The 21,960-nt window shown below is 35.8% G+C and carries 19 protein-coding genes; 8 read left to right on the forward strand and 11 right to left on the reverse strand.

The genetic code is table 11. The annotated features are described in order from the left end of the window. Positions 1-97: 97 nt before the first annotated feature. The 3 genes from BXU11_RS06955 to BXU11_RS06965 form a co-directional block, all read right to left on the reverse strand. Positions 98-1,939 (reverse strand): endonuclease, encoded by a 1,842-nt coding sequence (locus tag BXU11_RS06955; protein WP_078211533.1) that lies wholly within the window; start codon positions 1,937-1,939, stop codon positions 98-100. 181 nt (positions 1,940-2,120) lie between these two features. Further along, positions 2,121-3,962: an endonuclease gene (locus tag BXU11_RS06960; RefSeq protein WP_078211534.1), complete on the reverse strand. Its 1,842-nt coding sequence runs from the start codon at positions 3,960-3,962 to the stop codon at positions 2,121-2,123. Positions 3,963-4,256: 294 nt separating this feature from the next. Continuing rightward, positions 4,257-5,789 carry a hypothetical protein gene (locus BXU11_RS06965; RefSeq protein ID WP_078211536.1) on the reverse strand — a complete coding sequence of 511 codons (1,533 nt, stop codon included), beginning with the start codon at positions 5,787-5,789 and terminating at the stop codon, positions 4,257-4,259. A gap of 170 nt (positions 5,790-5,959) precedes the next feature. Here BXU11_RS06965 and BXU11_RS06970 point away from each other — a divergent pair, with 170 nt between their 5' ends. From BXU11_RS06970 to BXU11_RS06985, 4 genes are all read left to right on the forward strand, one after another. Continuing rightward, on the forward strand, positions 5,960-6,385 hold the full coding sequence (locus BXU11_RS06970; RefSeq protein WP_078211538.1) for a PaaI family thioesterase: 426 nt from the start codon (positions 5,960-5,962) through the stop codon (positions 6,383-6,385). A 28-nt stretch (positions 6,386-6,413) separates the two neighbouring features. Next, complete coding sequence (locus BXU11_RS06975) at positions 6,414-7,502, forward strand: isochorismate synthase (RefSeq protein ID WP_078211540.1); 1,089 nt, start codon at positions 6,414-6,416, stop codon at positions 7,500-7,502. Positions 7,503-7,535: 33 nt separating this feature from the next. Next, a complete protein-coding gene (gene bcp / locus BXU11_RS06980; RefSeq protein ID WP_078211542.1) occupies positions 7,536-7,988 on the forward strand; it encodes a thioredoxin-dependent thiol peroxidase in 453 nt (150 codons plus the stop codon). A gap of 144 nt (positions 7,989-8,132) precedes the next feature. Then, positions 8,133-8,591 (forward strand): YciI family protein, encoded by a 459-nt coding sequence (locus BXU11_RS06985; protein ID WP_024981074.1) that lies wholly within the window; start codon positions 8,133-8,135, stop codon positions 8,589-8,591. 42 nt (positions 8,592-8,633) lie between these two features. On the opposite strand, the gene BXU11_RS06990 is transcribed toward BXU11_RS06985, so the two are convergent. Beyond that, positions 8,634-10,091, reverse strand: a complete 1,458-nt coding sequence (locus BXU11_RS06990; RefSeq protein ID WP_024981073.1) for a nicotinate-nucleotide adenylyltransferase — start codon at positions 10,089-10,091, stop codon at positions 8,634-8,636. 97 nt (positions 10,092-10,188) lie between these two features. Here BXU11_RS06990 and BXU11_RS06995 point away from each other — a divergent pair, with 97 nt between their 5' ends. Genes BXU11_RS06995 through BXU11_RS07005 form a run of 3 tightly spaced genes read left to right on the forward strand, consistent with a single transcriptional unit; the run spans position 10,189 to position 11,966 of the window. Further along, positions 10,189-10,953 (forward strand): MBL fold metallo-hydrolase, encoded by a 765-nt coding sequence (locus tag BXU11_RS06995; protein WP_024981072.1) that lies wholly within the window; start codon positions 10,189-10,191, stop codon positions 10,951-10,953. A gap of 14 nt (positions 10,954-10,967) precedes the next feature. Further along, on the forward strand, positions 10,968-11,468 hold the full coding sequence (locus BXU11_RS07000; RefSeq protein WP_078211544.1) for a hypothetical protein: 501 nt from the start codon (positions 10,968-10,970) through the stop codon (positions 11,466-11,468). 18 nt (positions 11,469-11,486) lie between these two features. Further along, positions 11,487-11,966, forward strand: a complete 480-nt coding sequence (locus tag BXU11_RS07005) for a GNAT family N-acetyltransferase (protein ID WP_078211546.1) — start codon at positions 11,487-11,489, stop codon at positions 11,964-11,966. Positions 11,967-12,004: 38 nt separating this feature from the next. On the opposite strand, the gene BXU11_RS07010 is transcribed toward BXU11_RS07005, so the two are convergent. The 4 genes from BXU11_RS07010 to BXU11_RS07025 are packed head-to-tail and all read right to left on the reverse strand — an operon-like array spanning position 12,005 to position 16,209. Then, positions 12,005-12,646 carry an alpha/beta hydrolase gene (locus BXU11_RS07010; protein WP_078211548.1) on the reverse strand — a complete coding sequence of 214 codons (642 nt, stop codon included), beginning with the start codon at positions 12,644-12,646 and terminating at the stop codon, positions 12,005-12,007. 19 nt (positions 12,647-12,665) lie between these two features. Beyond that, positions 12,666-12,989: a DUF4870 domain-containing protein gene (locus BXU11_RS07015; protein ID WP_078211550.1), complete on the reverse strand. Its 324-nt coding sequence runs from the start codon at positions 12,987-12,989 to the stop codon at positions 12,666-12,668. A 10-nt stretch (positions 12,990-12,999) separates the two neighbouring features. Further along, positions 13,000-14,250, reverse strand: a complete 1,251-nt coding sequence (locus BXU11_RS07020; protein ID WP_078211552.1) for a dihydroorotase family protein — start codon at positions 14,248-14,250, stop codon at positions 13,000-13,002. A gap of 30 nt (positions 14,251-14,280) precedes the next feature. Further along, positions 14,281-16,209 (reverse strand): BatA and WFA domain-containing protein, encoded by a 1,929-nt coding sequence (locus BXU11_RS07025; RefSeq protein WP_078211554.1) that lies wholly within the window; start codon positions 16,207-16,209, stop codon positions 14,281-14,283. A gap of 430 nt (positions 16,210-16,639) precedes the next feature. Here BXU11_RS07025 and BXU11_RS07030 point away from each other — a divergent pair, with 430 nt between their 5' ends. After that, the gene (locus BXU11_RS07030; RefSeq protein WP_078211556.1) at positions 16,640-17,755 is read left to right on the forward strand and encodes a lactonase family protein; all 1,116 of its coding nucleotides are present in this window, start codon (positions 16,640-16,642) and stop codon (positions 17,753-17,755) included. An 89-nt stretch (positions 17,756-17,844) separates the two neighbouring features. Here BXU11_RS07030 and BXU11_RS07035 read toward each other — a convergent pair whose 3' ends face one another. The 3 genes from BXU11_RS07035 to BXU11_RS07045 form a co-directional block, all read right to left on the reverse strand. Further along, on the reverse strand, positions 17,845-19,197 hold the full coding sequence (locus BXU11_RS07035; protein WP_078212140.1) for a DEAD/DEAH box helicase: 1,353 nt from the start codon (positions 19,195-19,197) through the stop codon (positions 17,845-17,847). Positions 19,198-19,346: 149 nt separating this feature from the next. Next, positions 19,347-19,718 carry a PleD family two-component system response regulator gene (locus BXU11_RS07040; protein WP_051536637.1) on the reverse strand — a complete coding sequence of 124 codons (372 nt, stop codon included), beginning with the start codon at positions 19,716-19,718 and terminating at the stop codon, positions 19,347-19,349. A gap of 13 nt (positions 19,719-19,731) precedes the next feature. Next, positions 19,732-21,960, reverse strand: coding sequence for a DUF4838 domain-containing protein (locus tag BXU11_RS07045; protein ID WP_223253687.1), 2,229 nt, complete (start codon positions 21,958-21,960; stop codon positions 19,732-19,734).

Genomic DNA, 21,960 nt, shown 5'->3' on the forward strand with positions numbered 1-21,960 from the left:
GTAGGGTTTGTTGTATTGCGCTGCAAATTTAGTTAATTAAGCCCTAAAAAAAAAGCGGCAATTGCTGCCGCTTCAAATAAAATTATTTTATCGTTATCTAATTTACAATTAGCTTTTTGGTTGTTGATTTTCCTTCTTTTGTGACTTTTACCAAATAAATCCCTTTTTGAAGATTATTTACAGCCGCAGCAGCTGTGTTATTGTATTCTTTTTCAAAAACTTTTTGTCCCGAAACAGAAAATATGGTAACGTCGTGTTTGTCGTTAGCATTTTCAAAATTGATTTTTACCGTTCCATTAGAAGGATTAGGATAAATATTGAATTCATTAGCGTCAAAATCAATATTAGAAAGGGTTGCCAATGAATGACTCCCCAATCCATTGCAAGTATCCTTAGTATATACATCCCATTCAACAGTTTTGTTGAAAGTAGTGTTTGGACCTGTAATGCTCGGTTTTCTACGCAAGGTCTCATCAATTGCAAAATTTGGAGATCCTCCATTGAATGTTCCTATGATATCGATTAACACTCCATTTTTAAATAATCCCATAGGATCATTCCCATTGAATGCTTCTTGAGCTGATGATAGATTGGCATTTGCTACAGTGAAACAAGTTGTAGTGATTTGTGGATCAACTAAAATAAATACAGCACCAGAATTTAAAGTTCCAGTTAAATTAAGTCCTGTGGCGCTCCAAGCTCCAGCTCCATTAGATTGTTTTTTTATAGAATAACCTGTCAAGTCAACTGCAGCTCCAGTAAAGTTAGCAATTTCTAATGCTTTGTTAAAACCAGTTCCTTCAACATACTCTGAAAAGAATAACTCTGTAGCTCCCGATCCACCTGATGGGGCAGCCGTAGTTGTTCCCGTTACCGAAGCACTCGCCACAGAAGAATTTCTATCAGCGTCTCTAGCAATTAAATAAAAGGTATAAGTTGTCTCAGCTGCTAAACCAGTGATCGTTGTGGTTACCCCAGTTACTGAAGTTTTCAAGGTGCCATTTACATATACATCATAGCCTGTAACTCCCACATTATCTGTTGAAGCAGTCCAAGTTAAAGTTGCTGAATTGGTAGTGGTTTCGGTTACTACTAGATTGGTTGGAGCAGTTGGTGCTTCAGTATCAACGGTACCTGCTTTCCAAATTTCGGTTACATAGGTTGGATTATCAATAAATGGATTTCTATTGTTTTGTCTGGCATAAATGGCGTTGTTTCTAGCAATTTCTCTCTCGCTTACTGGGTCTTGATTGTGCCAAGCTAATAGTTGATTTAAAAAAGCAGTGGTAAAAACTTGATTGCTGCTATTGTTGAACATAGCATAGTTGTAACCTGCTACGGTATTTTCATATCGAGTAGCAAAATAAAAGTACATTCTAGCAATATCTCCTTTGAATTCATCGATGGGTTCAAAAACCAGTCCGCTGTAACCGGCTGTTGTGCTAGTTCCCAGTTTGCTTCCATTTAAGGTAGTTTGTGAAGGCGTTACAACCACGGAATGCGGATAGTTGGAACGGATTCCGTTTACTTTTCCATCGGTTGGTGTAATAAAGTGCGCATCCGAAACCATTGGCGAAAGCTCATTAAATACCGATTGCGGAATGATGTGTTCTCTGTTATAACAATCACCTTCGTTGGTATAATTTCCACATCTTTGAGTAGCTGCAATGCTGTAGTTGTAAGGGTCTGTTCCTGCAGGATTCTCAGAATACATATCTAAAACAGAACCATCCTTTTCGAAAAAATTATCAATATCAGAAGTTTGATAGGTGACATATAACCCTGCATAATCAATAACAGTATGGTCTTTAATAATGTTGTACAATTGGGTTTTTAGCGTGTAGCCCGTTCCCGTGGCAGTCGAATAGTATCCAGTTGGAGCTTGGGCAAAACTCGCTGAAAATAGTAATAAAAAAAGTAGGGAGTAGATTTGTTTCATAATGTGAAATGGGATAAAATGTTTAAAAGTTTGTAAAGCTATTCTTTACAAATGGAACCTAGGTTAAGAAATATTTAAGTTAATGAGATATGTTTTACATATTATTCATAGGTACAAACAATTCAGACAGCAAAAAAAAACGACACAATTGTGTCGTTTTTCATATTGGAAATGGTTGTAATTAGTTGATAATTATCTTTTTGTAGATAGTTTGTGTAGCGTCTTCTATTTTGACCAAATAAAATCCTTTTGGAATAGTGTTTAGGGTCACCGAAGGTTGCGTAATGTTTTCTTTCTCAAAAATGATTTGTCCTAACAATGAGATAAGCTGAATAGAATAATTTTTGTTAGAATTGTTGTAATTAATCGTAAAATCACCGTGAGAAGGATTGGGGTAAATTGAAATTGCATCGATATCAGTTACTTCTTTTTTGTTCACTTTAGTGCTTGTTTTGCTACCAAGGTTGTTGCAAGTGTCTGTTGTGAATGAGTCCCATTGGCTTGAAAGATTAAAGGTCGTGCTGGGTGACGTTACAGTTGCTTTTCTTCTCAAGGTTACATCGGCAGCGAAATTAGCCGTTCCTCCATTAAAAGTCCCAATGATATCAATCAATACTCCATTTTTGAACAGACCTACAGCATCATTTCCGTTAAAAGCTAATTCGGTTGCGGCTGTTGAAATATTGGCAGATGTTTTAGGATAGCAAGTGGATGTAATAGAACTATTCACTATGGTAAATTTACCACCACTTGTTAATGTTCCTGACAAAGTTAGTCCCGTGCTCCAAGCTCCGGCACCATTAGTTTGTTTTTTGATGGTATAGCTCGATAAGTTTACTGCCGCTCCAGTGTTATTGGCAATTTCTAATGCTTTGTTGTTCGATGAACCTTCTATGTATTCAGAGAAAAGCAAGTCGGTTGCAGCTGTTCCGCCGCTACTAGTTGTTACTGTAATGGTAGTACTTTTTGTTGAACTATTTCCTGCTGCGTCTTTTGCAACTACATAAAAAGAGTAAGCGGTAGAAGCAGACAATCCTGTTATAGAGGTAGTTGTGCCAGTAACAGTAGTTTTGAGGGTGTTGTTCATATAAATAGCATACCCAGTTACTCCCACATTGTCTGTTGAAGCAGTCCAATTTAATGAAACAGAAGTAGCTGTAATAGCAGAAGCTGTTAAATTGGTTGGAATAGTTGGTGCTTGCGTATCAGAAGAAGGAGCGGATCCCCAAATAGCTTGTACATATTCAGGATGGTCTATATAGGGGTTACGATTATTTTGTCTAGCATAAATAGCGTTGTTTCGGGCTATTTCTCTCGCACTTACTGGGTCTTGATTGTGCCAAGCTAATAGTTGATTTAAAAAGGCGGTAGTAAAAACTTTGTTGCTAGAACCATCAAACATTGCAAAGGAATAGCCAGATACGGTATTTTCGTATCTAGTGGCAAAGTAGAAATACATTCTTGCAATATCACCTTTGAAATCATTTATTGGCTCAAAAACAGTTCCGCTATACCCAGATACACCACTCGAACCCAATTTCCCTCCGTTCAAAGAAGTCCAAGTTGCAGTTGCTACATTACCGTGTGGGTAATTTGAACGTTGTCCGTTTACTTTTCCGTCAGTAGGAGTAATGAAATGTGCATCAGAAACCATTGGTGCAGCAGAGTTAAAGGTAGATTGTGGGATAATATGTTCTCTATTGTAGCAATCGCCTTCAACTGAGTAAGTACCACATCTTTGCGTCGAACCCGAACTGTAATTGTAAGGATCTGTACCAGAAGGTTTTTCGGAATACATATCTAAAATGGTTCCATCATTTTCATAAAAAGAATCGATGTCAGAGGTTTGATAAGTGGTATACAGTCCAGCGTAACCATTGTCGGTGTGACCTTTGATGATGTTGTACAGTTGCGTTTTTAAAGTATATCCAGTACCCGTCGCAGTGCTGTAATAACCAGATGGAATTTGTCCAAATCCAATCGAAGACGAAAGAATAAGAAGTAAAACGTAGAGTTTTTTCATAAGTGCAAGTTTTAGTTAAGTTAATAGATTAGGGTTTTATGTGTTTGGTTTTCAATATTATAATCTAGGTTTAATAACAAAAGTACCTTTTTTTGTTATACATTATGTTAAGAAATAGTAATATAAATATGGTTTTTCTTATTTTTTAATGAAGTATGATATAATGGTAAATTTTGAGTAATTAGATAGCTATAATGTATTCTCAAAAAAAAAAGTGCTGACGTAAAAGCATAAGTAGTTGCATCATCTGCATAACTAAATGCTGATGACGAGATACTTTAAAAAACGGTAGAATTAATTGGTTTTCGGAAAAGCTTTATTTTGATAAGCACCCAAATCAGGTGGCAGGGTTCTGCTTGTTCCTAAAATGTCCAATGGAATTAAATAACTAGTATTCCCTTTGGCAAAAGCCGCCGAAGTATTGTCAATGTTGAGTTGGTTCTGATTTACTTTGAAAAATTTGGGGTCTTTGTTTAAAATTATCCCACTGTAGTGAGTGGCATCCGTCTCAAATTGGTATAAAGGGTTATTTGTAAAAGAATTACTGCTATTGTTGAATTTAAGCAAACAATGATTGAATTGATAATTGAAAGCCGAAGTAGCTTTTTTATTCAACAGCATTTCATTAGAGTAAGAGCCGTAAATGATACAGTTATTAAAAGTAGCTTGCGTCAAATCTTTAGACTCAGGAACGGCACCAGTAATAAAGTTGCTGACCAAAACTGCAACTTGTGAGGAACTGTTCCAATTGTTATTGAAAGTAGAATGCGTAAAATTGTATTCTCCACCATACAAACAAGCCAAACTTGCCACACCTGCATTGTTTATCACTACATTTTCACCTACGATTTTTCCCGTTTGAGCCAGAATGCCGTAGTTACTTGAATTATAGATTTGAGTATTTTTTAGTTGTACTGTAGTTCCATCGTTATTTTGAATCAAAAGTCCGATGGTTGCATTTTTTATAGTCAAATGGTTGATGCGGTTATTGGTGCTTCCGTTGGTTAGCCATAACGCTCCCCATTGTCCTGCTACATTCGAAAATCCGGGCTCTAAGCGATTGCCTTCAAAAATGACTTCATTTTCTAAAGCATTCGTGGTTGAGGTAGTTCCGTTGATTTGAATGCTTCCTTGATTGGCAACAATCAATCCAGAATTGGCGTGAAAATGCACTCTAGCACCCGCATCAAAAACAGCTGTTTTTCCCGAAGGAACTGCGGCATAACCATAAATTACATAGGGTTTTGTTTTGGTAAAATGCAACTCATTACCATTGATTGCATCGTTTTCGTCTAAATAAAAACCTTCGATTTTTTCATTGCCAATTGGTAGCGTCTCAGTCGTGCCATCCGCGAATCGCTGTGGATAAAGAAAAATAGCATCTTGAATTAGCGTAACCAATTCAACCGTTTGTAAATTGGCGCCACTATCAAATTGAATTTTATCGGTATACAAAAAATCACTAGGGTTAGCATCAGCGATACTTGCTGTGGTTTCGATGAAAATATACAAGCTGTCTTTGGCCAGTAGCGTAATGTCTTTGAAAATCTTACCCGAAGTTCCTTGCTGTCCATCTACGGTCATTCGGTATTTCGAATTGAGTCCTTTTTCGAATTGAATAATCGGAATGTTGATGTCCTTTTTACTTTTATTATAGACTTTTAGTTGGTACGTACTCGAACCAATATTGGCAAAAACCGTGTCCAAATACACCGTATCCTTAGAAAATTTCAAATCGCCCGTGCTAGCCACAGTTTCAAAATCAGCTCGGCAAGAACCCAGCAGCAGTATAATTCCAAGAATAAAAACGGTAGCAATGGAGCGCATTTCTTATTTTTTTTGGTAAAAATAACGATTAATTAGAATATGCCATCGCAAAACCCACAAATTTGATGGTGATGGCTGTTGCCTTTAAATCTAGTCAATTATACTAAAAAACAAGGATAGGTTTGTACTGACCAATTAGTTCGCTTATTTTTACAAGAAATATAATGACAATGGAAAAAGACAAAGAAAAAATGCTCCAATTTTGCAATGACTTTTCGAAGAATACGTTGATGGAGACCTTAAATATAGAATACATTGATGCTGGCGAAGGTTTTTTGGTAGCCAAAATGCCAGTCAATTCCACAGTACATCAGCCTATGGGATTGTTGCACGGCGGAGCTTCTGTGGCTTTGGCAGAGAGTGTTGGGAGTGCGGCTTCTCACTTTTTTATCAATCCTAAGGAACAAGAAGTTCGTGGCATTGAAATCTCGGCCAATCATCTAAAAAGCATACGCGAAGGTGTAGTTTTCGGCACAGCCAAAATTATTCATAAAGGTAAAACCGTACATTTATGGGAAATAAAAATCACCGACGAAGCCGGAAATTTGATTTCCTTATGTAAATTGACGAATATGGTTTTGCAAAAAAAGCCTTAATTATTTACCAACCATAAAAATAGCGGTTATGATTGATTTTTTTATAAAAGTACAGCAGCAAATTGCCTTAAACTTACCTTTTGTTATCTATCACAAACCTAATAAAAGTAAGATAGTGGGCTTTTTTCAAAAAAATGACCACTTGTTTTTCGTAGATGATTTTAAAGAAAGTGGATTTGTTTTTTCACCTTTCAATGGGAATCAGATGATTTTGATTCCACTCAAGGAGGCTGTTAAATGGGAAACGATAGTGCCAACCGTTGACTTTGAAGAAACAAAAGTTGCTTCTTCAGATGAAAATCAGGAGGCAAAAAATCATTTTTTAGCACTAATTGAAAAAGGAGTCGAAACGATTAAAAAAGGAGTTTTTGATAAAGTGGTTTTGTCTCGACAAGAAGAGGTCAATGTGTCCAATTTTGATGTTGTTACTACTTTCGAAAAATTAATTTCTTTGTATCCTACAGCTTTTACGTATTGTTGGTTTCATCCCAAAATAGGGCTATGGATGGGAGCTACACCCGAACGATTGTTGAAGGCGAACAAATCTAAGTTTTACACCACTGCTTTGGCTGGAACGCAAATCTTTGACCCCAAAAAAAGAACGGCAGTTTGGGGAAATAAGGAACAAAAAGAGCAACAATATGTTACAGATTCTATTTTAGATAGTCTTAAAAACCATACTTCTGAGATTGTACTTTCGAGCCCTTACACAGTTAAAGCAGGAAAGTTGCTACATATCAACACAGATATCGAAGGTGTACTAAAACGAAGTTCGAGTTTAAAAGAAGTGGTTTCGGTTTTGCATCCAACTCCTGCTGTTTGCGGATTACCCAAGGAGCAAGCTAAAGATTTTATTTTGGCTAATGAAGGCTATGACCGCAGTTATTATACTGGTTTTTTGGGTGAGCTAAATGTCAAAGGAGATTATTTGAATAAACCAAAATCTCATTTATTTGTAAATTTGCGTTGTATGCAAATTAAGCAAAGTGAAGACAAATCCGATACAGCAAAAGCTTATTTATATATGGGTTGCGGTATTACTTTAGAAAGTATTCCAGAGAAAGAATGGGAGGAAAGTGTCAACAAATCGATGACAATGAAAAGGGTTTTGGGTTAATTGGAAGAAATTTTAATTTAAATAAACAAATAAATGACAACATTAAAAAAAGGAGATCAAGCACCCCAGTTTTCTGGAGTAGATCAAGACGGAAACACTCATCAATTATCTGATTATGCTGGAAAAAAATTGGTGGTTTTTTTCTACCCAAAAGCGAATACGCCAGGTTGTACAGCCGAAGCTTGTGATTTGAGAGATAATTTTGCTCGATTTGAAGCACAGAATTATGCCTTGTTAGGCGTAAGTGCCGATAGCGCCAAAGCACAAGCAAAATTTAAAGATAAATATGAGTTTCCATTTCCTTTGTTGGCCGATGAAGATAAATCAGTGATTCAAGCTTTTGGTGTTTGGGGACCCAAAAAGTTCATGGGAAAAGAATACGATGGAATTCATAGAACCACTTTTGTGATTAATGAGAAAGGTGTTATAGAAGATGTGATTTCTGATGTTAAGACAAAAGTTCACGCTTCGCAAATTTTGAAATAAAAACAATTTTAGTTGTTTAAAGTAAGCCAAATGATTCGTTTTATTTGGCTTTTTTTGTTACTACATATTAAAGAATCAAGACTGTTAAATAATGATTATATTTGATAATTACTTAAATCTTTACTGTTTCTTAATTCTCAAGTTATGAAAAAAACACTGCTACTTTTTACGTTTTTTTTGTCATTTACTTCAAGTTATGCTCAAAATGACAATCCAAAATATGATGCGTCATTGGCTCAACAATTGGGAGCCGATGAATATGGAATGAAAAACTATGTTTTTGTATTGCTAAAAACAGGAACGAATACGACTAAAGATAAGCAATTCATAGCGGATTGCTTTGCTGGTCATATGGCCAATATTGCTAAATTGGCCAACGTTAAAAAATTGATTGTGGCAGGGCCAATGGGCAAAAATGAGGCCAATTTGAGAGGGATTTTTATCTTGAATGTGGCCACGATCGAAGAAGCCAACAAATTATTAGAAACAGATCCAGCTATCAAAGCCAATTTATTAAGTGCTGAGGTGTTTCCTTGGTATGGATCAGCGGCATTACCCGAATATTTGCCTTTTCACGAAAAAGTATCGAAAAAGAACCATTAATAATACAAAAGCCAAGTCTAGAACTTGGCTTTTACGGTTTTATTAGGCTTGTAACATTTTTTCTGGATCGTAACCAAATAAGCGCTGTTTTTTGATGATTTCTGCAACACCAGAAGGTAACATAGGTTCCCATCCAGGCTTACCTTGGCTAATCATTTTGAGGACTTCTCTCGAGAAAATCTCAAGGATTTTTGGATCATAGTCCGTGATGTCTTCAACTTTTCCATTGAATTTAAAGAATTTGTACAACTCTTTCATTCTAGGATGAACTTTAAGGTTGGCTGAGGTAATAATTTCGCCTTCTTCACCAATCATCGGATATAAAAATACTTTCATGTCTCGGTAAAACAATTTACCAAAAGCTTCCAAAATACCTCCACTCAAATGGCGGTAGTATTTCTCGTCAAAAATATCAATTAAATTGTTAACGCCCATCGCTAATCCCATTCTGGCTTTGGTGTAGTTAGAGAAATATTCAACTACTTTGTAATACTCTTGGAAATTTGAAATCATTACGGTTTGTCCAAGCGAACACAATAATTCGGCTCGATCCATGAAATCTCTTTCATCAATTTCACCATCAGAACGAAGATTCGATAAGGTAATTTCAAAGATAACCTGTGTGTTTTCTTTTTCTACTTTGTTTTCTTCCAAAAACATTTCGATGGATTTTTCATACATGTCCATATTAACCTTGGTCACAGGACGGAAACTTCCTCTAAAAGCCAAGATGTTTTTCTTGTATAAAATGGCTGCAGGAAGAATGTTTTTTCCTTCTGGATTGAACATCACAGCGTCGGTCATGCCGTTTTTAACCAATTGTAAACTCATCAAACGATTGTCAACTTCAGCAAATCGAGGTCCAGAAAAGTTGATGGTATCTATTTCAAGTTGGTCTTTATCTAAATGATCGTACAAATAGCGTAATAATTTTTTCGGATCGTTGTATTTATAAAAAGCACCATAAATTAAATTCACCCCAAGGATTCCAAGTGTTTCTTGTTGTAAACGAGAGTCAGTTTCTTTGAAACGAATGTGAAGTATAATTTCGTTATACGCCTCAGTAGGATCCAATTGGTAGCGAATACCCACCCAGCCGTGGCCTTTGAATTGCTTTGCAAAATCGATAGTCGCAACAGTATTGGCGTAGCTAAAGAATAACTTGTTTGGGTGTTTGACTCTGCTCAAACGTTCTTCAATCAATTCTCCTTCAAAAGTTAACATTTTTTTAAGACGACTTTCGGTTACATATCGTCCATCTTCTTCGATTCCGTAAACTGCGTCACTAAAATCTTTATCATAAGCAGACATTGCTTTCGCAATCGTTCCAGAAGAACCTCCTGCTCTAAAAAAATGTCTTACCGTTTCTTGTCCCGCACCAATTTCAGCAAAAGTACCGTATATGTTCTCGTTTAGATTTATTCGCAGTGTTTTGTCTTTTATGGATGGAATTTGTTCAATAAATTTATCCCCTTTGAGTTTGATTTTTTTTGTGTCCATTGGCTATCTAAAAAGTAGAATTTTGTTACAAAGTTAACTAATTCGATTTCGAATTGAATGATAAATAATTCTATTTTTGTAAAAAAATTAACAAACATTGAACATCTATTTTTTAGGTACAGGCACATCACAAGGAATTCCTATTATTGGGAGTTCTCATCCTGTTTGTAAAAGTATTGATCCTAAGGATAAAAGGCTCCGCGTTTCGCTCTGGATGTCGTGGAATAATCATTCCTACGTTATCGATTGCGGACCGGATTTTAGACAACAAATGTTGGCGGCTGATTGTCAGAAAGTAGATGGTATTTTATTTACCCATGAGCATTCAGATCATACGGCGGGTTTAGACGATATTCGCCCCTTTAACTTTAAGCAAGGGGAAATGCCTATTTACGCCCATCAGCGGGTTATTGAGAACTTGAAAAAACGATTTGATTATGTTTTTGAAACCGAAAACCGATATCCAGGCGCTCCTTCGGTAAAGACGATTGAAGTGATCAATGACCATCCTTTTGAACTGGGAGGCAAAACAGTTATTCCGATTAACGTTATGCATGGGAATTTGCAAGTTTTTGGGTATCGCATAGAAAATTTTGCCTATCTCACAGACGTGAAAACGGTAGCTCAAGAAGAAATCGATAAATTGAAAAATTTAGAAGTTTTAGTATTGAATGCTTTGCGTATTGAACCGCATACTACGCATTTTAATCTTCAAGAAGCATTAAGTTTTATTGCTTTAGTACAACCTAAAAAAGTGTATTTGACGCATATTAGTCATTTGTTAGGTTTTCATGAAGAAGTACAACAACAATTGCCAGAAAATGTATTTTTGGCCTATGATAATTTAGCCATTACCCTTTAATCTTTATATTTAAAATGAAAAATTCGCTTTTACTTTATGGTTTTATTTTGGCAGTTTTATTCAATATTTACACCTATATGTTTTTGAGCAAAGAGGTGAAATTTGAACAAGATAAAAGTGCAAAAATAGCTAACAAACTTCGAGACAGTATCAAAACAGTGGCTTTAAAATTAGACGATGCGAATTACTTTTCGCTAGCTAAAAATGAGAATGCTCAAAACTATTTTGAAGCCAGTAATCCTAATAAAACTATTCTTATTGATCAATTGATTCCTGTAGTTACCGAGAAATTACTCGACTTTAATGATGATCCAAAAGGCAATCCCTACACCGGACAAGATCGCATTGGAGCAAATAAATTTGTGATCAACAAAGTCAGAATCTTAAATCACCGTTGGATTATTGCTGATTTTAGTGATGGAGAATATTGGGGAGAAGTACTCTTAAAATACTTTGTCAACACCGATGATACGATTTCGTTTGAAGTAAATCAGTCTATTTTGTATCAAAAATAATTTTAGACATTACTTTAAATGAATGTAACTCCTACGATCGAAAGAGTAACCATAAAGGACGCAGCTGAAATTAGCGATTTGATTTTAAATAATGCCTCATTTTATTTAAGGTCACATTATTCTGATGCACAATGGAGAGTTTTCAAGAGGTATTATTCAATTGAAACCATTCAACAAAAAATCCTAAAACAGCAAATGTTTTGTGCTAAACTAGGAAATACAATAGTGGGAACCATTGCTATAGATCACGATTATGTTGTGGGGTTCTATACCCATGTTGATTATGCTAATAAAGGAATTGGGTCAAAGTTGCTTCGTTATATTGAAAAGGAAGCACAAGAAATGGGACATTCTGAAATTTATTTGGCATCATCTCCAGTTGGAGTTGATTTTTATCTAAAATTTGGATGGCAGATAGTGGAAGAACTTGCCATCGAATATTTGGGAGTTCCTTTTGTAGAAACGGTAATGAAAAAGCGACTTCAATCGATGGATTAAAGCCGCTTTTTTTGGTACTTGAAAGGACTGCTATTCGTTTATTGCAACCAATTTTTGAAGTCATAAAAATTTTGTGGTGATACACCATGCCCAATCGGATATTCTTTGTAAGTTATAGCAACGCCTAATTTTTCCATAAAAGGAGTTGTTTTTCTAGCCCATTCTACTGGAATTACTTGATCTACAGTTCCGTGAGAGGCAAAAATGCGTAACGAATTTAGATTGTTTTTTAAGTAATCTTCAGTAATGATATCAGGATTCAAATAACCGCTCATAGCCACAATCTGTTTTACTTTTTCGGGGTAAGAAAGTGCGACTGCATAACTCAATATAGCACCTTGACTAAAACCAATTAGAGTTACTTCTTCTTTGTTGATGGGGTAATTTTGTGTTAATTCGTCGATAAAGTTCGCAATGCAATCACGAGATTCGCGTGCTTGATCATTATCTGAAAATTTGTTTTGATCGGCATCAAAATTAATCGCATACCAAGCATAACTTCCGTATTGTAAATCATAGGGCGCTCTGGCTGAAATGATATAATAATGCTCTGGTAATTCTGGTGCAAAAGAAAACAAATCAGCTTCATTACTACCGTAACCGTGCAGTAAAATCAAAACAGGATTTTTTTCTAAAACAACTTTAGGCTCTCTTATTTTGTATTCTAAGGATAAATTCATGAAATGTATTTGATTTATTTTATTCTATGTTTTTAAAAATCTTTTGAAATTGTTCACCTAAAAGCGGAATGAGTTTGGTTTCTCCTTGTAAGGCGGCAGTAAAACCATAAATCCAAAGGATAAAATAAAATATGTAAAAGGCAGACGAAATCATCCAACTATCAAAATAGCCAATGAAATAGCCAATTAGAAAAAAAGAAATAAAAATTCCTAACGCCTGACGAATATGAAATGCGGCAAAAGTATCTTTTTTTTCAGAGTTCATGAAAATTGCAATCACGGCTCCAATTATGGTGATATAACTAACAATGGCTGTGTTTTTGCCTTCTTTAGTAGGATTCATTTTTTTGAATTTAATTTAATACAATTTGGTTTTGGTGAATACAGCCATACACTTTTCCTTTCATCGGCTGTCTTAAAAAGGCTGAATTTTTAGATTTGGAAAGGATGTTTTCTTTCTCAAAAACGCTTTCTCCTTCAGAAGTGAAAAGGGTTATATTGGCCATTTGCCCTTCTTCAATTGTTGTTACTGTAATTCCAAAAGTGGTTTTGCCAGCCGTTAGTTTTTCAACAATTACAGCTGTTGGCAAAACGGTAGATAAAGATCCAAACGCACTTTCTAATCCAATGGTTCCGTTTTTGGCTCCATCAAATTCCATTTTCTTGTGTTCAATATCAATTGGATTGTGATCGGAAGTAATCATGTCTATCGTTCCGTCGAGAACACCTTCTATTAGAGCTTTTCTGTCTGCTTCGCTTCTAAGCGGTGGACTGACTTTGTAACGGGTATCAAAGCCATCGAGTAAGTCTTCGTTTAATACTAAATGATGTACACTCACACTACAGCTTACGGCTAGTCCTTTAGCTTTAGCTTCTTTAATTAAAGCTACCGATTTTTGAGTGGAGATGGTAGGAATATGAAGTTTTCCACCAGTATATTCTAATAGAAATACGTTTCTAGCAATATGTAATTCTTCGGCCAAAGCTGGAATTCCTTTTAAACCTAATCGGGTAGAAGCTAAGCCTTCGTTGGCGACTCCGTTTCCTTTGATTTTTTCATCTTGTGCAAAAGCGATAACTAGACCATCAAAATCTTGTACGTATTGCAAAGCGATTTTCATCAAATTAGCGTTGTCCAAACTTTTATTATAATCACCAAAGGCAATCGCTCCTGCTTTCTTCATATCGTATAATTCTGCCATGTCTTTTCCTTCGCTTCCTACTGTAAGGGCGCCAATTGGATAAAGTTGTGTTACAGAATGCTGAGCTTTGTTGCGTACGAAATTAATCTGTGATTGATTGTCAATAACCGGAAACGAGTTGGGTTGCAACGCAATGGCAGTAAATCCGCTCTTGGCAGCTACGGTCAGACCGTTGCTGATGGTTTCTCGGTCTTCAAAACCGGGTTCGCCTAAGGATACACTACTATCAAACCAACCTGTAGAGATTTGTAAGTTTGGTAACTGGATTTCTTGTGCGCCGTCATTTTGAAGTTCGGGACCTATTTTTTTTATCCAGCCGTCTTGGATATAAACATCCAAGGTTTGGTTATGAAAGGGACTTTTAGAATCGAGAATAGTGGCTGCTCTAAGGAGAATTTTCATGGGTTGAGAAGATTATTTTTTGAAACTTTTTTATTTGACAAATCGGATAATGGCCATTTCTGCTAGCAAAAAAGCTAGGGCAAAGATAAGAAACCATTTCCAAAGTTGATGGTCTGTTCTGTTGGTTTGTAACGTGTTGAAAACGCTTTTGATACTATCAATTGTTTCAAAATCCGACGTCCATTGGGTGTTGATTTGGTTCAAATCGCTCTCCGTTCTGGCATAATTAAAGGAGAGGTTTTCTATGGTTTTATTTTGATTTTGTAAGCTGTAGTTACCAGAGGTATGTGGTAGGTCAGCAAAAGTAACTTTGACTTTGTTGTCCAACATTTGTTGTATGGGAATAAACTGTTCTGTGGTGCCTTTTACGGTCAGCACGGCTTCTTTACTCAAAGATGTAGTGGCCCAAAACGGAATGTTGTTGCCAATCGTTATTGCATTGAGTAAGGTGTTGTTGTTGGTTACGGCCATTTTATAGAAAACCGGAACAATTAATGGTGATTGCTGAAAATTACTATTATCCGTATTTAGAGGTGCAGCGAAAACAAAAACGGCTCCAACGGATTTAGGAATAGCTGTTACAAATTGGGTTTGATCCTCGAACGAAAGAATGGAAGGATATGAGCTATTCAAAACAAAGCTGTTTTCGGTTTTTGGATATTGAAAATTAGAGGTTTTACTTTCGAAAACACCGCCAAAAAGAGGATGGTCAAAATTGATTTTGGTAATTTGTTGGGCTTGATTTTTTAGCGCAGCCAATTGTACACTTCCTAAGGTTTTTAGGAACGAATTGGTGGTTTCAAGTACGGAAGTTTCAGAGGGGATTAACACCAAATTCCCACCTTTGGCCACAAAAGAATGCAGTGTTGTTTGTAAGGCTTGTGGAATGTCGGCTACTTCGTTGAGAATAATTGTTGATTGGTTTTCGATCAGGTTGTAATTCAAACTGCGCAATTCAGTAGGCGTGAAATTGAATTCTTCTGGGGTGAAAATACGAGAGAGAAAGTTATTTTTTTGGGTGTCTCCTATACTTAAAACGGAAATTTTTTTGTTTTTGCTGATGCTAAAAAAATATTCATTATCGTAGGTTAAGCCTTTGTCCTTGATGGTAGCATAACCATGAAACTCTTGTTTGGGAATGGTGAAATTTACCTTTTTCTTAGGGCTTTCAAAGTTGACGATAGTTTTGGCTATCAATTTGTTTTGATTGTATAATGCTAGGGGAATGGGGCTAAAGTCGGATCCGAAGGCCTGTAAAGCTACAGTTATTTCATAAAAATTATCGAGTGTTTTATGAATGTAAACACTATCAATCGCGACATTGTTTTTTTGTTCAGCTTCGGATATAATAAAATAGGGTATGGGGTGATCCGATTTTTTTTGAGCTGTTTTTTGGGGCTTGCCAACAGCATCTGAGAGGATGATGACGTCTTTATTAACGGCTGATTTACGAGCGTTGACTTGGGTTAGTTGCTCGTTGATGTCAAAGGGTTTTGCGGAGTAGCTTATTTGTTGTAATTCACTTTGTATGGATTTGATGTCCGTGTTCCAAAACGTTTGGTCGTTGGTTAAAAGCGAAAAGGTAGTGTTTTCAGGAGTATCTTCTAGCAGTTCTTGAACGGCTCTTTTGAGGAGTTCGCCACGATTGCCTTTGGCTTGCATACTGAAGGAGTTGTCTAAAATGATGTACAACTCGTTGTTGGTATTGCTGCTGTCTTTGGCGGCAAAAAAGGGTTGTGCAAAGGCCAAGATTAATCCGGTGAGAAGTAATAAGCGCGTGGCCAATAAAAGCCTTTTTTTGATTTTAGAACTTTTTCGGGATTCGATGGTTAGTTTTTTTAGAAAACGGACATTGGTAAAATATTCTGTTTTAAATTTTCGCAACTGGAACAAATGCACCAAAATAGGTACTAAGAGAAGGAATAAAAAATATAGAATTTCGGGGTGTTTGAAATGCATTCTATGTTGGTTTTACTTGAATATTGGATTAAGCGTATTGGTTTTGATGCTTTTTGATAAAGCCCATTGTTATGATTTAGCCCCGATCGAAGTGGCATCCTTTTTTTGATAGTTAATAGGTGCAAACCGGTTAACTATAAAAAAAGATACAACGTAGAGCGGGACGATGTGTGTTAAAAGGCCTATTGTTCATGCTCCTAAAAAAAAGAGTGGCTCAGTGAACGACCTTTCAAAAATACAAATTTGTGCCCAATGCTGATGGAAATTGTAGGTGTTTTTGAGTAGGAAATATTTTGTTTCAAATTCTTAAAAATTGCTGTACTTTCGCAGCAAAATTTGACCGTTACTATCGGAAATACAGGATCGAGATTGTTTAGTTACTAATCGATTAGATGATGGTCAAAAGCCTCAATTCCAAAAATCAATTGTTATGAAAATTAAAGCGTTATCATTTTCTTTTTTATTCTTTTTTACGGCTGTACAAGCGCAACAAAATTTGTATCATTTATTGGTAGGAACCTACACCAATAAATGCGAGAATAAAGGTGTTTTTAATTACAAGTTAGAAGTAAATTCTGGAAACTCGTTATTGCATGGTTCGACTGTTAATATTCAAAATCCGAGTTTCTTGGCTCTTTCGTCAGATAATAAGCATTTGTATGCGGTTAATGAATCAGGTAATTCTAGTACTGTGACTTCATTTAATTACGATGGCAAAGCGGGAAAAATTATTATGCTGAATAAGCAGGCTACTAAAGGAGCGGATCCTTGTTACTTGATTACAGATGATAAAAATGTGATTACAGCCAATTATTCAGGTGGCAGTATTACGGTGTTTTTTAAGAATGTGGATGGTAGTTTGACAGATGCTAAGCAAGTGGTACAACTTTCTGGTAGTGGTCCGAATAAAGAGCGTCAAGAAGCGTCACACTTGCATATGGTGGCTTTTTCTGAAGATCATAAGTATGTTTTGGCTGTTGATTTGGGGGCGGATAAAATTTATGTGTACAATTATAATGCCGATGCGAGTAAAGATATTTTGACCTTTAAGGGAAGTGTGAGCATGAAACCAGGTGCTGGGCCGCGACATTTAACGTTTAGTGAAGATGGGAAATTTGTGTATGTTTTGAACGAACTAGATGGTGGTTTGTTGACGTATAGTTTTTTGAAAGGGGAATTGATTTTGCTAGATGATACCTCGGTAATGCCAAGAGATTATACTGGTGATTTTCGTGCAGCTGCTATCTTATTATCGCCAGATGGTAAGTTTTTGTACGCAACTAATAGAGGGGAAGCCAATACGATTTCTATTTTTAAGGTGTTGAAAAACGGAAAATTAGAGTTTAAGGAAACAGTAAGCACTTTAGGTAAAGGGCCAAGAAGCTTTGTGATTGATCCAACGGGTAATTTATTGTTGGTGGCCAATCAGTTTAGTAACGAAGTAGTGATTTTTAAACGCGATAAAGAAACGGGAAGTTTAACGGATTCAGAGAAGAGGATTTCGGTGTGCGAACCGGTTCATTTGCTTTTTGAAAAGCGATTGTAATCTGTTGAAAACAAAATATCAAGTTAAAGCCACGAATTCACCCATTTTATTAATTTGTGAATTCGTAGCTTACTTTTTATTTTTTGCTCTTATTTATTGGAGTCTTTGCGTTTTTTATTTCTGGTTTTAAGCATGTTTCGGTTTACGGAGCCATGTGTTTTTTTCTTGGTAACCCCAGGTCCTCCCAAATTAACTTTTTTATTCTTTTTGCTTTTTTCGTGAAAAGCGCCATCACCCTCTAATTTCACCTTTTTCATTAGGAATTTAATAGGTTGACGATCTTTTTCGGGTTCGATGAGTTTGGTGGAGATTTCGACTTCTTCTGGAAAATCAGCGATGGGTAATTCCATGTTCATCAAGACTTCGACTTCTATCTTTGATTCTTCTTCACGTGGAGTTACAAAACTGATGGCTGTTCCTGTAGCGTCGGCTCTACCGGTTCTACCAATACGGTGCATGTACAATTCTGGCATTTCCGGCATTTCAAAATTGATAACATGAGTAATGTTTGAAATGTCCAAACCTCTAGCCATAATATCGGTAGTAATTAGCCCGCGTAAGTTTCCTTGCTGAAATTCGGCCATGGTGCTCAAACGGTAATTTTGGGATTTGTTGGAGTGGATCACACCAAATTGCCCTTCAAATATTTCGTCCATACGGGTAAAAAGCATGTCCGAAATCTTTTTGTTGTTTACAAATACTAAAATGCGGCTCATGTCCTCATTATTTTCTAGTAAATGCTGTAAAAGATTGATTTTGGTGTTGAAGTTAGGAAGATTGTAACTTATTTGGGAAATGTTTTCCAATGGTGTTCCTGAAGCTGCAAGCGTTACTTCTTCTGGGAAATCAAAATAATCATTCAATACGGCATCCACTTCATCGGTCATGGTGGCCGAAAACAAAATGTTCTGTCTTTTAGTTTTCATCATCGCCAATAAGGCGGTTAATTGTGTTCTAAAACCTAAGTTGAGCATTTCGTCAAACTCGTCAATCACTAATTTTTGTGTTTCGTCAAAACGGACTACGGCATCTAAAGCCAAATCCATCATTCTACCTGGTGTTCCCACCAAGATGTCAACACCTTCATAGATGGCTTTTTTTTGAGTATTGATGTTTACCCCGCCGAAGATTCCTAGGGTTTTAACCGACATGTATTGGGTTAATTTTTCAACTTCTTCAACAACTTGCACTACTAATTCTCGAGTAGGAACTAAGATTACGATTTTAGGAGTATTGGTGTTGGTAAATTTATATAGCTTTAAAAGCGGTACTAAGTAAGCAAAGGTCTTACCTGTTCCGGTTTGTGCAATTCCCATCATATCTCTTCCTGACATAATTACCGAAAAGGTTTTTTCCTGAATGGGAGTAGGAGAAGTGAATCCTATTTCATCAATTGCTTTTTGTAAAGATTTAGGAAGGTTAAATTGCTCGAAAGTACTCATTTGCATTAATTTTTGTGCAAAGGTACACTTTTTTTTGGTCTTGTTTTGTGTTGTTATTCAGTGGTTTATGTAAATGAATAGGATCAGAATAACATAATTAGATCAGATGTAATCATGCAGACTCCTACTTTTTGTGAGATGATTTTTGATTATTTTTTCAATAAACGCTTTATTCGTAGTAAAAGTTCGTTGGGATTGAATGGTTTGGCAATAAAATCTGAAACACCTAATTGAAAGGCTTCTTCAACTGTTTTTTCTTCGTCTGCCAAGTTGGAAAGGGCTACGATCGGAATGTTGGGATAGTTTTTACTTAGGTAATTGATAACTTCTAATCCTGATCGTGGCGGAATGAGTATTGCTATTAATATCAAGTCGAATGGTTTTTTTTGTACCAGTGAAATGGCTTCGTTCCCATCTTTGGCGATGGTTAAATTAAACTTTTCTCTTTCTAGAATAATTGACAAAATATCCGAAGTCATGGTATCATTTTCAATAATCAATAGGTTTGGAATTGTATTCATATCAAATGGGGTTTTAATTCAAAAAAACTTCGATTTCATCCAACATTATCATTGGTTTTTTGTTTTTACGAAAACGCCAACTAGGCACTGTTTCTTGATTTTGAATGACTAATTTAATTTTTTTATATTTTCTAAAATTAGGATTTGTTATTTCCCATGTTTTAGGTGTAATATCATAATTTTCAATTATAGGTTCTCCTTTTTTAGTGGTGATTGTCTCCCAATGCTTGTTTTTTAGCCCCAAAATCGTCAAAGCTTTGGGCGGAAAAATCCAATGTCTTTGATCTTCTAGGAACGTTACTTTTATGGTATTGAACGCTATCGCATTGGGATTGATTTCTATTTCTGGGTTTGTGCCATACCAACCCATCCAATTGATGTTAAAATCATGATACCCTTTTATGCCATCCATTAATTCTTGTGCTCCTTTGCCTGCATATTCAGGGGCTGGAGATGTTAGTATATTGATTTTCATTTTTTCTCCCAAATGTTGGGTGGTATTTTTACTAATCACCAACCAATCTTCATAATATTTATTTGGCGAAATTCCTCCTTCACTTAATTCATAGATGCCCATTTTATTGCATTGTTGGCTAAATTGAAGCACTCTCTCGGTAAGTCCATTTCTAACCATTTTTTTACCATTTTCATCACTTACGAAAAGGCCATGCGCATCGGTACCATAAAATTTAGACTGTTCGAAATAAACGTATTCTAGGGAGAGTCTTAATTTTTCTATTCTAGACTTGATAAGGTCATCATTTGTGACAGCATTTAAAGCCTCTTCCAAAATTTGATCATATTGATCCATTGCTTCTGGTGTGAGATACGTATTTCTGTTTTGTATAGGACCAGAATAAATATCCAGATAGGCTTTTGATTTTTTTTGATTTGACGAAAGTAAATTTAAATACTCTTGGATAGAATTAGCTGCTTTTCCATAATATCCTCTCAGAAAATCGGCGGTTGTGGCTTGAACATCGATATTGGTATCCCAAAGTAGTTTTGCTAGAAGATATTGTCTTAGTTCAGAAAGGTCTCCTGGTACATCTGCGTAGCCTTGAACAAATACTCCCTTTACATTACTTTTTTTGAATTTTGTGTAGTTTTCTTTACAATACGAAAGATTTGGAAAAGGAGACAAATAATTTGAAAATTGAACGGTATAATCCCAAACCAATACATTTTTGTTGGTTTTTCCCCATCGATTCAGCGTATTGGCAATAGATTTATTTCTGTTTTCTAGAGATATAGGAAGACCACGATCCATTTCTATTGGGCAGAATATAGTGGTAATATTAGGAGCTATAGTTAGATTAGTGGGAGGATTGAAAGTGTGTAAATAGGCCAAAGTACTTATTTGTATTTTTGGATACTTTTTTGCGATTACATTCAAAAAATGATAGAGAGCGCCCTGAGGACCTCCGTGTTTTGAATTTAAATCTTTACATTTTTGACATTCACAATGTATCACATCATCGTTTTGGCTAATAGAAAAAAATTTGGCATTTGGCTTTTGGTCTATTTCCTTTTTTAAATAGTCGGAGACTAGTTTTACGACAGTATCATTGGTCATGCATAGGGATTCAGCTCTTCTTTTCCCATTGTAAAGTGCAAATAGCTTAGGATTTTTTTTGAAAAAGTCTTTGGGAGGGACTAGGCGATCAAAGGTGTGTCCCCAAAGGCCAAAGTCGTCTTGGTGCCAATCAAGTTTGTGCCATTCTCTAAAGGATTCATCATAGCAATCAGGATAAAGCAGGTATCTGTAGGTAAACGATGGCGAGTACTTTTGGTAAAAGTTTTGAGGAAAAGTAAACGATATTGGTTTGGGTACATACGTTACAGTACTGCTGAATTTTCTAAATTCCCATTTTTCTAACAATGTATATACTGCATATTTTAACGATTTTAAATTGGTAGCAAGTAAAGAAATACTTAGAGTGTTACTTTTTAGTATGAACTCTTGATCTTTTAATTCTTTATTCTTTTTTTCTATCTCAAGAATAATTGTAGTATCGTTATTAGACGTTTTAGTGTTGCTTATTTCAAAAGTGTTGGGAAATGATTTTTCTACAAACGAATAGAGTATTTCAGCAGCGATTTTGGATTCAGCGCAAGAGTAGGTGATGGCTACTTTTTTTTGCTGATTCGAAATTTGGATGGTATTAGATTGCGCCATACTAGTAGTTAAGGAAATAATTCCATTGATAAATAACAGTAAAAGTTTTGTTTTTAAGTTCAT

Origin of the sequence: Flavobacterium sp. LM5 (genome assembly GCF_002017945.1) — a bacterium.
In the GTDB taxonomy this organism is placed as follows: domain Bacteria; phylum Bacteroidota; class Bacteroidia; order Flavobacteriales; family Flavobacteriaceae; genus Flavobacterium; species Flavobacterium succinicans.